Source organism: Undibacterium sp. RTI2.2 (genome assembly GCF_035018705.1).
GTDB lineage: Bacteria > Pseudomonadota > Gammaproteobacteria > Burkholderiales > Burkholderiaceae_D > Undibacterium.
Window position 1 is genome coordinate 198646 of the sequence record NZ_JASJXN010000002.1, and the last position, 15678, is coordinate 214323.

Sequence of the window (15678 nt, forward strand, 5' to 3'; positions counted from 1 at the left end):
GTAGAATTTTTTAAAGCAGCTTTTCTCAACTCAACTCAACTCAATTAAAACTACAGTAATGCCAGCGTCAACGTTGCGCCCGTCCTGGCTTGCAACACCTCAAACGATAAACCCGGCACCATCTCCCTGACGAGTAGTCCTTGAGGGCCCACCTCCATCACCGCTAAATCAGTATAAATTTTGGCGACGCAGGCGATGCCTGTTAGCGGGTAAGAACATTCAGCGACCACCTTGCTCTCGCCGGTTTTGGTTTGATGCTCCATCATCACAAACACTTGCTTAGCACCGACGGCTAAATCCATCGCACCGCCCACTGCTGGAATCGCATCCGGTGCACCGGTGTGCCAGTTTGCTAAATCCCCTTTTGCTGAAACTTGAAAACCACCGAGGACACAAATATCCAGATGACCACCACGCATCATCCCGAAGGAATCTGCATGATGAAAAAAAGCGCCGCCGTCAAGTAAGGTGACGGGCTGTTTTCCGGCATTGATTAAATCCTCGTCTTCTTCGCCAGCTGGTGGCGTAGGTCCCATGCCGAGCAAACCGTTCTCGCTGTGTAAAATAATTTCGCGCTCTTTAGGTAAATAATTGCTGACCATGGTCGGCAAACCTATTCCCAAATTCACATAAGCGCCTTCAGGAATATCTTGAGCGACACGCGCTGCGATTTGCTGGCGCGTCAGCGGCTTAAACGGAGCGCTATTACCGGCATTCAGATTGATGTCGCTACTCATGCGCGTGCTCCAGTATTTACAGCGTCCGTTATTGCAGCTTCCGTAGCTTTCCCCACTGCCAGTACCCGCTGGACAAAAATACCCGGCGTGATGATGTGCTCCGGATCAAGCTCGCCCAATGCGACAATCTCATCCACTTGCACCACGGTACATTTGGCGGCAGTCGCCATGATCGGGCCAAAATTACGGCCAGTTTTGCGATACACCAGATTGCCCCAACGATCCGCACGTAAGGCCTTGATCAATGCGAAGTCGGCATGGATAGGACTTTCCAGCACATAGTGTTTGCCATTGATGAGGCGAGTTTCTTTACCCTCTGCCAGCAAGGTACCGTAACCCGTCGGAGAAAAAAATCCGCCAATACCGGCACCGGCCGCACGGATGCGCTCGGCCAGATTGCCTTGCGGCGTCAGTTCCAGCTCCACTTCACCAGCTCGGTATAAGGCATCAAAAACATAGGAATCTGCTTGACGTGGAAAAGAGCAAATAATTTTGCGTACCCGCTTCGCTTTTAACAGTGCCGCCAGTCCCTGATCGCCGCTACCTGCGTTGTTGCTGACGATGGTCAGGTCACGTGCACCCTGCTCGATCAAGGCGTCTACCAGAATGGCCGGCAATCCTGCATTACCAAATCCACCGATCATGATCGTCGCGCCGTCGCTGACACCAGCCAGGGCATGCGCGCTCGAATCGACTATTTTGTTAATCAATTACGTCTCCTTCTCTGCGTTTGATCCACGTTGGATCGCCGCTTATGGGAATAATATTTTTTCGTGTGACGACTATATCAACTGCCAGAATCCAAGACTCAGGTCCATGACGATATCTGTAACGATACTTAAGCTAAATCAATAAATTTGACGCCTGACGCATTCGAAATTACAGTAGCGTCAAATAGATTATTGTTCGGCTATCGCACATATGGCTGTTGATAGAACCGTTTTAGTGTAGACAGCGCGCTATGCGACCGTCAACATAGCATGATTGATTCTGTGCGATCGCCGCACAAAAAGCCCTTAGCCACACTCACTCCGATCGTAGAAAAGCTATGTCATCTCTATCGCAATCTGCCCCGCTACCTCATACCATCAGCATCTCGGATGAGATCGACGAAATGACGGGCGACCCTAATTTTATGTCTTCGCTGGCACGCGGCATTGCGGTACTGCGCGCATTTAGCAACCAGCACCGGACGTTGACGATTTCTCAAATCAGCCACAAGACGGGTATTTCGCGTGCGGCAGTCAGACGTTGTTTGTACACATTAAAAATGTTAGGTTATGCCGATGCAGAGGGTAATAATTTTCGGCTAACACCCAAGGCGCTGACGCTGGGATATTCTTATTTATCGTCGACACCTTTAGCCACGTCGGCACAACCTTGCCTGAATCAGATCAGCCGTCAATTCAATGAGTCATGTTCACTTGCGGTCCTCGATAGTAATGAAGTTTTATACGTCTGCCGCTCCGCGACCTCACGCATTATGTCAGTGGCGCTAAACGTCGGAAGCCGCCTGCCCGCCTATTGCACCTCATTAGGTCGGGTGATACTGGCGCATATGCCAGAGGCGGCGCTGGAACAGTATTTTAAAAATGTTACGCTGCGTGCTTTTACCGACAACACGGTGGTATCGCAAAACGGATTAATGGATATTTTTGCCGGCATCCGCGAATCTGGTTATGCAGTGGTGGAGGAAGAACTGGAAGTCGGCTTACGATCAATTGCAGTGCCAGTCAGAGGCGCATCGGGCAACATCACAGCGGCGCTCAACATCAGCGCACAAGCCACTCGCGTCAGCAGCAAGCGCATGCGGGAAGATTTTTTAACAACGTTGCAAAGCGGCGCAATAGAATTGTCGGCGATGCTGCCATGACTTTAACGATTAAACATACTCATAACGAGTATATTTCAGTCGTCCATATATTACCTGAACAATTGAGGCCTTTTATAAAAATAAATTGGGAGTATATTAAATTAAATCTAAGGAAAGCCGAGTAATCGTGATTCTTTTTTATGCAAGTCCTATGATAGTCACTTCATATAATCTGCTCTCTCGACACCATCACTCAGTCAATTATTCATCATGCATATTTTAGACACGACACGACTACGATTACGGACAATTACTTTGGATGACGCCGCGTTTTATCTGCAACTGGTCAACGAGCCTGCGTACCTTGCCAACATCGGCGATAAGGGAATACGCACGATAGAAGACGCGATTGATTCGATCAAAAAAGGTCCTATCGATATGCAGGAACGCTTAGGCTTTAGCTTGTATATCGTGGAATCCAAACAAGACAACATCGCTATCGGCATGTGCGGATTAATCAAACGCGATGGCCTGGATGATGTGGATATTGGGTATGGATTTTTGTCTGCTTACACAGGCCAAGGTTTAGCAAGCGAAGCCGCAACCGCAGTCGTCAACTATGCGCGCGCAACGATAGGATTACCTCGGCTAGTGGCGATCACTGCACCGGAGAATGCGATCTCTTCACGCGTGTTAGAAAAGATCGGCTTTACCTATAAAAAAATCGTTAGCTTGACGCGCAATGGCAAAACGGAAGAAAGTAAATTTTTTACTTACGACTTTGCGTAAACTATATAAAAAAACGGCACATCAGCTTTAGTGACTGATGTGCCGTTTTCTTACTCGCTTTTATCTCTACAATCAATCTCGTCTTATAAAAACCGGTCTAAAATTTTACGACTGTGTTTATCAATCTCAAACATATCGCGGATCAAAAAATGTATGCCGTGATTATCTGAAATCAGCAAGGAAGTGCGTCCAATGCGACGAATATCCTCCTCACCTTTTAAGACAAATGAGGTGTCGCCACGATCTGTTTTTACTTCCCAGGTGCAAGGTGTGGCGTAGCTAGTGATGCCGATAATACGTTTTATCTCGGGCATAAATTCGCGCCCCTGCAGCTCATCACTGACTAGCTTGCGCTCATTCTCTGCCAGGTCGCTGAGTTTATCGATCCATGCCACCTCCTGTCCATCTTGCAGTACCAGAGAGATTCCTTCGTCCGGTGTCTGAATAGGGAAAGCACGTACCGGACTGACATGCTCATGTACCTCGCCGCTGGCATTGATCAACACAAGATGGCCGAAACTATTGCGACTCAGTTGAAATCTCGGGTTTAATGTATCGGTCATCTTATTCTCCCCCACCCAAATTAGCATTGCGCGCCTGCGCCTCATACAAACGGAAGTAGGCTCCCTCGCGTGCCATCAGATCGTCATGACTACCGACCTCCACTACTTGCCCACGATCGAGCACCACCAGCCTGTCAGCCTTATGTAAGGTCGATAAGCGATGGGCAATCGCAATCGTGGTACGACCTTTGACCAGATTATCCAGCGCTTTCTGAATCTCTTTTTCTGTCTCAGAATCGACTGATGAGGTGGCCTCATCCATGATCAGAATACGTGGGTCAATCAACAGTGCACGCGCGATAGAAATCCGCTGACGTTCGCCGCCAGATAATCCTTGTCCGCGCTCACCTACCATAGAGTCGTAACCCTGCGGTAAGCGTAAAATAAACTCATGCGCATGGGCAGCACGGGCAGCGGCGATGATATCGGCACGGCTGGCGTCAGGCTTACCGTAAGCAATATTGTCCGCAATCGTGCCAAAAAACAAGAATGGTTCTTGCAAAACCAAACCAATATTCTGACGGTAATCGGACACGGCAAAAGAACGGATATCTACGCCATCGAGCAAAATCGCGCCTTCGGACACATCATAGAAGCGACAGATCAGATTGACTAGGGTACTCTTACCAGAGCCGCTGTGACCAACCAGGCCGATCATTTCTCCCGGTTTGATGGTTAAATTAATCCCACGGTTAACAGCACGGTTACCGTAGCGGAAACCGACTTCACGCAATTCAATCTGACCTTTGACTTCGTTCACTTTGACCGGATGCTGCGGATCGGGCACGCTGGACACATGATCCAGAATATCGAAAATACGTTTTGCGGCCGACGCTGATTTTTGGGTCACTGAAACGATGCGGCTCATAGAATCAATACGACCATAAAAATTACCGATAAACGCGACTGCGGCAACCAGAGAACCTACCGTAATTTCGTTATGCGATACCTGCCAGATACCAAAAGCCCAGACAACGAGAATCCCAAGATCAGTCAAAAAAGAGACCGTAGGAGAGAACAGCGACCATACTTTATTCAGCTTATCGTTGACTGCTAAATTATGTTTATTCGCCTCGCGGAAACGTGTTGCCTCGCGGGTCTCTTGCGCAAAGGCCTTGACCACACGGATACCCGGAATTGTGTCGGCCAGGACATTAGTTACTTCGCCCCAGACACGGTCAATTTTTTCAAAACCGGTACGTAATTTATCGCGCACCAGATGAATCATCCAGGCAATGATAGGCAATGGTAGCAAGGTGACTAAAGCAAGTTTAGTATTGATTTGCAATAAGGCGACTACGGTCATTAAAAACATCAATACGTCGGTAGCAAAATCAAGTAAGTGTAAAGATAAGTAAACGCAAATACGATCACTCTCACTACCAACGCGCGACATCAGATCACCGGTACGTTTTCCGCCAAAATATTCAAGCGATAATTTCAATAAATGTTGATATGTCGTGGTACGCAAGTCCGCGCCGATACGCTCGGATACCAAGGCGAGAATGTAGGTTTTACCCCAGCTAAGTAGCCAGGCAATGACCGCCGAACCTAACAAACCACCGATATACAAAGTTACCAGATGGGGATCAACATGCTGTCCGTTCTGGTAAGGAATCAACACTTCATCTGTCAGCGGCTTTGTCAGGTAACGCGGAATCATATGCGCTGCCGTACCCATCAGCATTAAGCTAAAGCCCGCTAATAATTGCCAGCGATATGGTTGTGCAAAACGCCACAGCCGAAACAAGGTCCAGGTTGATGGCGGGGTGTAAATTACTTTGGTACAGATCGGACATTCTTCCTGATCTGCTTCTAGCGGTGCTTTGCAGCTTGGACAGGTATTTTTTTCTTCATGTTGGACCGGCAAACCAGTCACATGACTTTGCAATTGCTCTTTAAAGTGATCCAGCAAACGGATCATTAATAAATTCTGACCCAAGGTAAAACGCCAGCTAGCCAGCCGGGCATTATCATCAAATAATTCCAGATGTCCGACACCGGCATGGTCGTGGTGCTGGAGCCGTAGATTTTTGGCATAAAACCATTCTTGCCACGTCGTTTCCCCCGGCGCCCGCGCAAGTAGCCGGCGGTCGGTAACGACCAACATACCTTTTACAAAGCGAAGTCCGGCATCTAGGTCAACCTCGACTGCACTTAAAACGTTTTCCCCAGTGGATAACTGTTTTGCGATTTCAGAGCGCCAATGCTCTGGCAGTGCACTAAAAACATGGTCGAAGCTTAATTGTTGTGTTGTCATCGTTTGACCGGTCCCGATTTATCGTCAGGAATAAATATAAAAAAGATAAATTATTTGAGTGATCATTGAACCACCGGGATGCAGATAATCTGCAAATTTCGATACGGTTCAATAAAACTTTGAATAAATGAGGTGAGAAGCCTGAAATGGTAGCAATAGTGACTAAGTCAACATATCACTACAGCATTAATTTACGGTATTCTATCGGAAGAAAAAAAACAGACCAAGAAGGTTTGAGTTAAGTTCTTAATTTGTAATTTCATTTAGTCATCTAATTTAGTGACCTAGGACTTACGCAAAACTATCCCGGCAAATTTTACTGGCAGATTGTGCCAGCAAGTTATAGCGACGAAGACAGCACTTTAACTTTAGTCCCTAACACCTTGCCTGGTGTGAACGGAAGCTGCAACGTAGTTGGGAATGTTTTGCGTAAGTCCTAATAGACTAAAAAATACACGCTAACACTATTTATCCACCGTAAGACGTCGTAAAAAAAGCGTCCGAAAGATTTAAAAGCAGACTTAGCTCTGCTATCAAGAAATTAAATACATGATGACGAAGAAGAAAGACATTGAAATTCTCCGTGTAACTCATTTACGCGGACCTAATATCTGGACCTATCGCCCTGTAATTGAAGCGTGGTTAGATATTGGTGCGCTAGAAGATTTCCCCTCCAATACTTTACCCGGCTTATACGAGCGTCTGACAACCTGGTTGCCTGGCCTTACTGTGCATCGTTGCAGCGTCGGTGAGACCGGTGGCTTTTTGGAGCGTCTGCGCGAAGGCACATGGTCTGGTCATATTCTGGAACACGTTGTACTTGAATTGCAAAATCTGGCTGGCATGCGAACTGGTTTCGGTCAAACCCGGTCGACTAATCAAGTAGGTGTTTACAAAATGGCATTCCGCACCCGCCAGGAACAAGTTGGCCGTGCGGCTTTAGCATTAGGTCGTGATTTGTTGATGGCTGCCATTGAAGACACGCAATTTGATCTTGAGGCAAAATTAGTGCCCTTGCGTGAAATGGTGGACGATCTGTGTTTAGGTCCCTCCACCGCACATATCGTAGATGCCGCAACAGATCGCAGGATTCCATCGATACGTCTGACTGATGGCAATTTGGTGCAATTAGGTTATGGCGCAGCGCAACGTCGCATCTGGACTGCCGAAACAGACCGCACCAGCGCAATTGCTGAGAGCATCGCCAGCGATAAAGATTTGACCAAAACATTATTGCAATCTTGTGGTGTACCAGTACCTGAAGGTAGCCTGGTAAAAAGTGCCGAAGAGGCATGGGAAGCCGCTGAGGATATCGGTGTACCAGTCGTCGTCAAGCCTTACGATGGCAATCATGGCCGCGGTGTTTCACTCAATCTAATGACAGAAGCTGATGTACATGCGGCATATCATTTAGCCGCACGCAAAGGCGACAGCGAGAGCGTGATCGTAGAGCGCTTTGTTACCGGTAATGAGCATCGTTTGTTAATCGTTGGTAAGCGTCTGGTGGCTGCCGCCAAAGGTGAGGCCTTATGGGTAGTTGGTAATGGCACTTCGAATATTATTCAATTGGTTGATGATCAGATCAATACCGATCCCCGTCGTGGCACGGGCGAAGACTCTCCTCTCAATGCCTTAGCACCAGAAAAAGGCGCTGAAATTATTTTGGAATTGGAACGCCAGGGTTTAACGGCGTATTCCATTCCACTCGATGGCCAAAAAGTTTTAATCCAGCCGAACGGTAATGTTGCTTTTGATGTGACTGATGAAGTCCATCCCTCTATCGCAGAAGCCGCCGCACTCGCCGCCCGGATTGTCGGTCTGGATATTGCCGGTGTTGATCTGGTTGCAGAAGATATTTCCCGCCCTCTGGAAGAACAACGCGGTGCAATTATTGAGGTCAATGCCAGCCCGGGATTGCTGGCACATCTGAAACCTGCTGAAGGCAAAGCACGTCCGGTCGGGACCGCGATTATCGCTAATTTATTTGCTGCAGAAGAAAGCGGCCGCATCCCCGTTATCGGTGTGGCAGGCACTCGCGGCACCAGTTTAATCGCGCGCTTAATTGCCAGCGTCGTGCATGTCAGCGGCAAGCACACTGGTGTAGCCTGCTCTCAGGGCTTGTACCTGGATCAGCGACAAGTTGTTAGTACTGACTGTATTAAGTGGGAAGCCAGTCAGCGGCTATTGCTAAATCGTTCTCTGGAAACCGCTGTCTTTGAAACTAATGCCCGTATGATTTTGGCTGAAGGCCTGGCCTACGATAAATGTCAGGTCGCCGTGGTGACTGATATGGATGGTCATGCAGAACTTGGTGAATTTTACATCGATGAAGCAGACCAGATGTTTAAGGTAATGCGTACCCAAGTAGATGTGGTATTGCCGGATGGTGTGGCTGTATTAAATGCAGCAGATTCGCAGGTGGTAGAACTGGCTGAATTATGTGATGGCAAAGTGATTTTTTATGGTCTGAATGATGCGCTTGAGGCCATCGTACAGCATCGTGCTAAAAACGAACGCGCAGTTTTCTTACGTGACAACCACATCATTTTGGCGGAAGGTATAGAAGAAACTAGCTTGCTCTCATTGAGCACTTTAAAACCGATTAAAGCAGCCCAGCCAGAAGTCGTGATGGCAGCCGTAGCGGCTGCCTGGGCTTTAGAAATTTCGCCAGATTTAATCGTCGCGGGATTACGTACCTTTGATTCCAGTCCCAAGAAAGCACGCTATTGAGCAGGCTACTAAGTACGATACTAAGCACGCTGCTAAGTGCAAACCAAGTAAGAAACTAAGTACGCAGCTAAATTAGCGCAAGATTAAAAAATAAAATCGCTGTAATTACATATTGGCACTGCCATCAAGATAGGACGAAGGTTTATGGAAGTATCACGCATACGAGCGCTACGCGGCCCCAATCTCTGGAGCCATCACACTGCGGTTGAGGCCATAGTGGGTTGCAGCACTGCTGAACTCTCTATTGATGAACTGAACGGATTTGAAGTACGACTGCGCGCCCGTTTCCCAGAAATCAGTCCACTACAACCGACCGGCCACAATGACACTATCCCGATGGCGCATGTGTTGGAACTGGCCGCGCTGGGCTTACAAGCACAAGCAGGTTGTCCGGTCACTTTTAGCCGTACTACGCAGACGCTGGAAGCCGGAATTTTTCAAGTTGTTGTGGAATATTCGGAAGAAGCCGTCGGCCGCCTGGCATTAGAATTAGCCGAACAATTATGCAAAGCAGCGCAAGAAGATACACCGTTCGACCTGGGTAGCGCGCTGCTACAACTAAGAGATTTAGATGAAGATGTCAGGCTAGGTCCGTCCACTGGTTCGATCGTGCAAGCGGCCGTAGATAGAAATATTCCCTACCGTCGCCTGACTAACGGCAGTCTGGTTTTATTCGGCTGGGGTAGCCGTCAGCGCAAAATTCAAGCCGCCGAAATGGATGGCACCAGCGCGATTGCAGAGGCGATTGCACAAGATAAAGAACTGACTAAAAAACTTCTTGATGCAGCAGGCGTGCCGGTTCCATTAGGACGTACAGCATTAGATGTGGACGATGCTTGGGCAATCGCCTGCGAGATCGGCTTGCCCGTCGTCGTTAAACCCAAAGATGGCAATCAGGGTAAAGGCGTTACCGTCAACGTCACAACCCGTGCACAACTAGAAGCAGGCTATCAGGCAGCGGCTGAATTCCGCGATGATATTTTGGTTGAGCGTTATTTACCGGGTCATGATTTTCGTTTGCTGGTGATCGGCGACAAGCTGATCGCTGCAGCGCGTCGTGATCCACCGCACGTTGTTGGTGATGGTGCGCACTCGGTACGCGAATTAGTCGAACAAGTAAATAAAGATCCGCGTCGCGGTAGTGGTCATGCAACCTCTTTGACCAAAATTCGCTTTGACGATATCGCACTGGCAAGTCTGGCAAAACAGGATTTGGTAGCGGACTCCATACCTGCTAAAGGTCAACGCGTGATTTTACGTAATAACGCGAACTTGTCGACCGGCGGCTCAGCAACTGATGTCACTGACGATGTCCACCCAGAAGTTGCAGCACGCGCTATCGTCGCAGCCCAAATGGTTGGTCTGGATATCTGCGGTGTCGATCTGGTCTGCGATAGCGTCTTAAAACCAATCGAAGAACAAAATGGTGGCATTGTAGAAGTCAACGCAGCCCCGGGTTTGCGTATGCATCTGTCCCCGTCCTTTGGCAAAGGTCGTCCTGTTGGCGAAGCGATTATTTCTGCTATGTTTGAAGATGGCGATGATGGACGTATCCCTGTTGTCGCGGTGACTGGCACCAACGGCAAGACAACGACTGTGCGGCTCATAGCGCATCTGCTAACCACAAGCGGCTTGCGCACAGGCATGACCAATACCGATGGCGTGTATATTGAAGGCCGTCGTATCGACAGCGGCGATTGCAGCGGACCACGTAGCGCCCGTAATGTTCTGCTTCACCCTGACGTCGATGCCGCCGTATTTGAAACGGCTCGTGGTGGCATCTTGCGCGAAGGACTCGCGTTTGATCGCTGTCAAGTCGCCGTTGTCACTAACGTCGGTTCTGGAGATCACCTTGGCTTGAACTACATTACAACGGTAGAAGATCTTGCCGTTTTAAAGCGGGTGATCGTACAAAACGTCGCAGACAGCGGTGTTGCGGTGTTAAACGCAGCCGACCCTATCGTCGTCAGTATGGCTGTCAATTGCACTGGATCTATCACGTTTTTTGCAGCCGACAACCAACATCCAGTGATGGCTACGCATAAAGCGCAAGGGCATCGCGTCGTGTACGTTGATGGCAATAAGCTAATCGCTGCCGAAGGCAAAACTAAACACGAAGTTCTGTTAGCGGATATTCCTATCACCCGCAACGGCGCTGTCGGCTTCCAGGTAGAAAACGTGATGGCGTCGGTCGCTGCAGCATGGGGCGTTGGGATTAGTTGGGATGCAATTCGCTCAGGCTTAAAATCCTTCGCCAATGAGAGCGACAATGCACCGGGGCGCTTCAACATGTTCAACTATCGCGGTGCAACCTTGATTGCCGATTATGGCCACAATCCAGATGCAATTCTGGCGCTGGTCCGTGCAGTAGAAAGCATCCCTGCTAAACGCCGCTCGGTCGTCATCAGCGGCGCAGGTGACAGACGCGATCAGGACATTCGCCAGCAAACCGAGATTCTGGGTGATGCCTTCGACGACGTCGTGCTATATCAGGATCAATGCCAACGTGGTCGCGCAGATGGTGAGGTCGTTGCTCTGCTACGTACAGGATTAGCCAATGCCAACCGTACCAAAGTCATCGACGAAATCAACGGTGAATTTCTAGCAATCGACACAGCGATGGCACGTTTATCAGAAGGCGATTTATGTCTGATTTTGATTGATCAGGTTGAAGAAGCGCTAGCACATATTGCTAAGCGGATTGGAGAAGGCTGAAGTTGTAAGGCATGTCGTTGCTGTTGCTTTTAGCAGAGGTGACAACTAAACGAATAGTGTTTGTGTCCTGTCTTGTCCTGTATCTGGATAAAGGATTTTTTAGAACGTCCAAAATTACTCCCCCCAATAATGATGTGGCTTGTGGCACGATACCGTGCCACAAGCCACATCATTATTAGACCTTCCATTTAGGTCTTTAGAAACTTCCGTTCTTATTTTTCACGCAAAAGCTGCTGAGCAAAGTCAAGCCTCAAAGAATACCGGCTCTTGTGCCATCATAGGCTGCTGTACCTGCACCACGTCGTGCCAGCTAATCAGACGTAATTCACCACTAGCGTCTTCTACCAAGGCAGACAAGCTTTCTACCCAGTCGCCATCATTGCAGTACATCACGCCATCAATATCTCTGATTTCTGGTTTATGAATATGACCGCAGATCACGCCGTCCAAACCAAGTTTGCGTGCTTCATCGGCTAAGGCATTTTCAAATGAGCTGATATAGCTGACGGCATTTTTGACTTTGAGTTTGAGGTATTGCGATAGCGACCAATACGGTAGACCGGCGCGGGCGCGCCAGTTATTAAAGACTTGGTTGAACTTCAAAATCACGGTGTAAAGACTGTCACCGACATACGCTAACCATTTGGCACAGGCAATCACGCCGTCAAAACGGTCGCCATGCAATACCAGCATACGTTTGCCTTGTGCGGTCACATGTACCAGTTCATCCCTGACTTTGATACCACCAAAATCAAGATCGATGAATTGGCGTATTGATTCATCATGATTGCCAGGGACAAAAATGACATTGGTACCCTTCTTGGCTTTTTTCAGTACGGTTTGCACCACGTTGTTATGGACTTGATCCCAATACCAACGACGTTTGAGCTGCCAGCCGTCAATGATATCGCCGACCAGATACAAATTCTCTGACTCAGTCGCCTGCAAAAATTCAAGTAAGCGGGCAGCCTGGCAACCAGTAGTTCCTAAATGCAGATCCGAGATCCAGATAGTGCGGAAGCGGACCACATCTTTTTTGCTGGTTTTAAACAGTTTCTGATTTAAGAAGTGGTCGCCAGGTTTCATTATGCATTCTCCTCAGTACCGTAATGTTTAGCGTAACGATTATCCAAATTTGACAAAGGCAACATCACAAACAAGTCGGCGCAGTGGAAGTCCGGGTCCCAAGCAGGATCACCACAGACCCAGGCTCCAGCGCGCAAATATCCTTTAAGCAACGGCGGAATGCGTGCGTCATGACAAACATCCATCTCATCTATCGGAAATGGTAAATGCGGCGTAACCCGATATTCCAGAGGAGCAAAGTCGTTCTCTTTAAAATTACGGTAGATCGCTGCCGCATTGTGGCCGCCATCCGTAAGGCTAATACTGGCGCAGCCGATCAGGTAGGTGCAGCGCTCACGACGCATATACGCTGCTAGGCCAGCCCACAGCATCATGATGACTGCACCGCTACGATAATCAGGGTGAATGCAAGCACGCCCTGCCTCAGCGATGCTGCCGCGAATATTTTGCAAGCGAGATAAATCGAATTCTGTTTCGGAGTAATAGCGGCCGATATGTCTTGCGGCCGTTGGGCCAAGAATACGATAGGTGCCGACGACTTTTAAGGTCTTGGTATCGCGCACAATCAGATGATCGCAATGCTCATCGAACTCGTCTTTATCAAGACCATCGGGGTTGGTTAAGGCAGATAAACCCATTGCCTCGATGAATACTTTATAACGCAGGCGCTGGACTTCTTTAATCTCTTTGGCGGTACTCGCCAGACTTAAACTTAATTTAGAAAAACTAGGATTGGCATCAGCAGGTATCGTGAGTAATCTCATATTGTCATCCTCTTCTTCATCCTATTTCAATTAATCTTAGACAATCTCATCTTGGGCATTGTGCTTTTAGACGGACGAAGATTAAATGAGGATTACTTCAACAAGATGACAGTTTGATGTCGCTTTTATGACAAGCAAAAATACAACAGGCCCAGTCCGTTATGGGCTGAGCCTGTTTGGGGTATAGCTGATTAAGTATGGCTAATTAAGCTCGCTACTTATGTCATGACTGGCAGCGATTTTATGATTTTTAAAAAATCACTTTTCTTTCTTAGGACGTCCTGCCTTCAATGGCGCTAAGCCTGAGATCAAAGTTTTGAGGGAAGTGAGATCCGTCTTATTCAGCAAGACTAGGCCTATTCGTAGGAGTTGGCTTTTCTTAACTTCAATCCCTGCACTTAGACAAGCTTTTTTCACATGGCTTAAAACGACATATTCAGATTCTGGCATGGTGAAACTATCACGTACCAGTTTCTCTTTTTTAGCTTTTTCTTTATGCGCAGTCGCTGCACTTAATTTAGCAGCAGGCTTTGTTGCGGCCTTAACTGCTACAGACTTCACTACCGGTTTAGGCGTAGCCGCTTTTGCAATTTTTACGGTGTTTGGCTTAGCTAATACTTTTGTTTTTATCGCTGACTTTGCCACTTTAGTAACTGGCTTCGCTTTTGCTACAGCTACTTTTTTTGCTACAACTTTTTTAGCTACCGCTTTCACTTCTTCCTTTACGACAGGCGCTTTTGGCATCGTTTCTGGATTGGACGCCAGCTTTGCTGCTGTAGCAATTTTCTTTGCAGGGACTACAGCAGTTTTAATCACTGGCTTGTCTGCGCTGTCATCTAAAACTGGTTTTTTATTTGCAGTAGTAACCATTAATATCTCCAAAAAATGTAAACATATAAATAATATAAACTATTTATCTCAAACAAACAAATTAAAATTTATCCGGATTTTTAGCTAAACGAATATTCAAATCGAATATTCAGATTGATCAAGCCTAGTGTTTTTACGTGACACTCCTGTGACATGGCATCAAATTAACTATTTTAGTGACGCAGTAATGATCGATATCAATCATCGGATAGTCGTTATAATCCGAGTTTTTTACAGCAGTATTTTTTTACTCTAAGTCTATTATGAAATTTGCACACAACATCACCAAACGAGTCAGCTTACTCGCCTTGCTCAATCTGGCATTACTCGCACCCATAGCACCCATCCAAGCGGCGACTATGAACGGAGCTGGTTCTTCTGCCGCTGCGCCGCTGTATAACACTTGGGCAGAAGCATATGCCAAGAAAAGTGGCGATGTATTGGATTACAAACCAATCGGCTCATCCGGCGGGATTAAGCAAATCAAGGCGAAGGAAGTTGACTTTGGTGCAAGTGATGTTGCACTGAGTCCGGCTGATTTAAAAAAAGATCAACTGATACAGTTCCCCTCCGCGATTTCTGGTGTGGTGCCCATCGTCAATTTACCAGGGGTCAAATCGGGCGAACTGCGTTTAACCGGTGATGTATTAGCGGCTATTTTCTCTCGTCAAATTGTGAGCTGGAATGATGCAGCAATCACTGCTCTCAATCCAGAAATTAGTCTGCCGAAGAAAAATATTGAAGTCATCGTGCGTCAAGACGGATCAGGAACAACCTATAACTACACTGATTACTTAGGAAAGATGAGCAAGGATTGGCAAACAACGTATGGCAAAAATTTTACGATTAACTGGCATAAAGATGTAACCCAAGTCAAAGGTAGTAGCGGCATCGTTGCGACACTCAAAAAAACGCCCTACTCGATCAGCTATGTTGATTACAACTATGTACTGCAAGACAAGCTTAGTAGCGTCCAGTTAAAAAATCGTGACGGGAAATTTTTAGCGCCAACGGCAGACAGCTTTGCCGCCGCGCTGAATGCCAGCCAATGGAAATCTAAAGCCATGTTTGATGAAATGCTGACAGACAAACCAGGCGCCAATGCGTGGCCCATCGCTATGGGGACATTTGTCATCATGCCGCAAGTAACCAATAATCCAGACAAAACGCTGGCGGCGATTAAGTTCTTTACCTGGGGATTTATGCATGGCGACCGGTTTGTCAATCACGTGGATCTGGTGCGTCTGCCGGATGCGATCCAGGCAAGGGTATTTAAAGAAATGACGACGATTGTTGATACCAACGGCAAGCAATTACGCTGGATTTTGGAATAAAATTTTTTAAAATAATC

Annotated in this window: 12 protein-coding genes; 5 read left to right on the forward strand and 7 right to left on the reverse strand. The window is 47.6% G+C overall.

The window, feature by feature from the left end; translation table 11 throughout:
- Positions 1–50 precede the first annotated feature (50 nt).
- Entirely contained in the window at positions 51–737 is a 687-nt protein-coding gene (locus tag QN395_RS01940; RefSeq protein WP_322118115.1) for a 3-oxoacid CoA-transferase subunit B, read from the reverse strand.
- Positions 734–1447, reverse strand: coding sequence for a 3-oxoacid CoA-transferase subunit A (locus QN395_RS01945; RefSeq protein ID WP_322118114.1), 714 nt, complete (start codon positions 1445–1447; stop codon positions 734–736). The genes QN395_RS01940 and QN395_RS01945 overlap by 4 nt, the downstream gene beginning before the upstream one ends.
- Before the next feature lie 338 nt (positions 1448–1785).
- Between QN395_RS01945 and QN395_RS01950 the strand changes: the two genes are divergently transcribed.
- Both QN395_RS01950 and QN395_RS01955 read left to right on the forward strand, forming a co-directional pair.
- On the forward strand, positions 1786–2610 hold the full coding sequence (locus tag QN395_RS01950) for an IclR family transcriptional regulator domain-containing protein (protein WP_322118113.1): 825 nt from the start codon (positions 1786–1788) through the stop codon (positions 2608–2610).
- 210 nt (positions 2611–2820) lie between these two features.
- Complete coding sequence (locus QN395_RS01955; protein WP_322118112.1) at positions 2821–3339, forward strand: GNAT family N-acetyltransferase; 519 nt, start codon at positions 2821–2823, stop codon at positions 3337–3339.
- Positions 3340–3422: 83 nt separating this feature from the next.
- On the opposite strand, the gene QN395_RS01960 is transcribed toward QN395_RS01955, so the two are convergent.
- The gene (locus tag QN395_RS01960) at positions 3423–3902 is read right to left on the reverse strand and encodes a DUF1854 domain-containing protein (RefSeq protein WP_322118111.1); all 480 of its coding nucleotides are present in this window, start codon (positions 3900–3902) and stop codon (positions 3423–3425) included.
- 1 nt (position 3903) lies between these two features.
- Positions 3904–6162, reverse strand: a complete 2259-nt coding sequence (locus QN395_RS01965; RefSeq protein ID WP_416200094.1) for an ABC transporter ATP-binding protein — start codon at positions 6160–6162, stop codon at positions 3904–3906.
- Positions 6163–6714: 552 nt separating this feature from the next.
- Between QN395_RS01965 and cphA (QN395_RS01970) the strand changes: the two genes are divergently transcribed.
- Together cphA (QN395_RS01970) and cphA (QN395_RS01975) are read left to right on the forward strand one after the other, a co-directional pair.
- Positions 6715–8892 carry a cyanophycin synthetase gene (cphA, locus tag QN395_RS01970; RefSeq protein ID WP_323491963.1) on the forward strand — a complete coding sequence of 726 codons (2178 nt, stop codon included), beginning with the start codon at positions 6715–6717 and terminating at the stop codon, positions 8890–8892.
- 144 nt (positions 8893–9036) lie between these two features.
- Complete coding sequence (gene cphA / locus QN395_RS01975; RefSeq protein WP_322118109.1) at positions 9037–11607, forward strand: cyanophycin synthetase; 2571 nt, start codon at positions 9037–9039, stop codon at positions 11605–11607.
- 243 nt (positions 11608–11850) lie between these two features.
- Here the strand turns inward: cphA (QN395_RS01975) and QN395_RS01980 are convergent, their stop codons facing one another.
- The 3 genes from QN395_RS01980 to QN395_RS01990 form a co-directional block, all read right to left on the reverse strand.
- Positions 11851–12693: a UDP-2,3-diacylglucosamine diphosphatase gene (locus QN395_RS01980; RefSeq protein ID WP_322118108.1), complete on the reverse strand. Its 843-nt coding sequence runs from the start codon at positions 12691–12693 to the stop codon at positions 11851–11853.
- On the reverse strand, positions 12693–13457 hold the full coding sequence (locus tag QN395_RS01985; protein ID WP_322118107.1) for a GNAT family N-acetyltransferase: 765 nt from the start codon (positions 13455–13457) through the stop codon (positions 12693–12695). Before QN395_RS01985 ends, QN395_RS01980 begins: the two co-directional genes overlap by 1 nt.
- A gap of 258 nt (positions 13458–13715) precedes the next feature.
- Positions 13716–14327, reverse strand: coding sequence for a hypothetical protein (locus QN395_RS01990; RefSeq protein WP_323493089.1), 612 nt, complete (start codon positions 14325–14327; stop codon positions 13716–13718).
- Positions 14328–14590: 263 nt separating this feature from the next.
- On the opposite strand from QN395_RS01990, the gene pstS reads away from it, so the two are divergent.
- Positions 14591–15661 (forward strand): phosphate ABC transporter substrate-binding protein PstS, encoded by a 1071-nt coding sequence (pstS, locus tag QN395_RS01995; RefSeq protein ID WP_322118105.1) that lies wholly within the window; start codon positions 14591–14593, stop codon positions 15659–15661.
- Positions 15662–15678 lie beyond the last annotated feature (17 nt).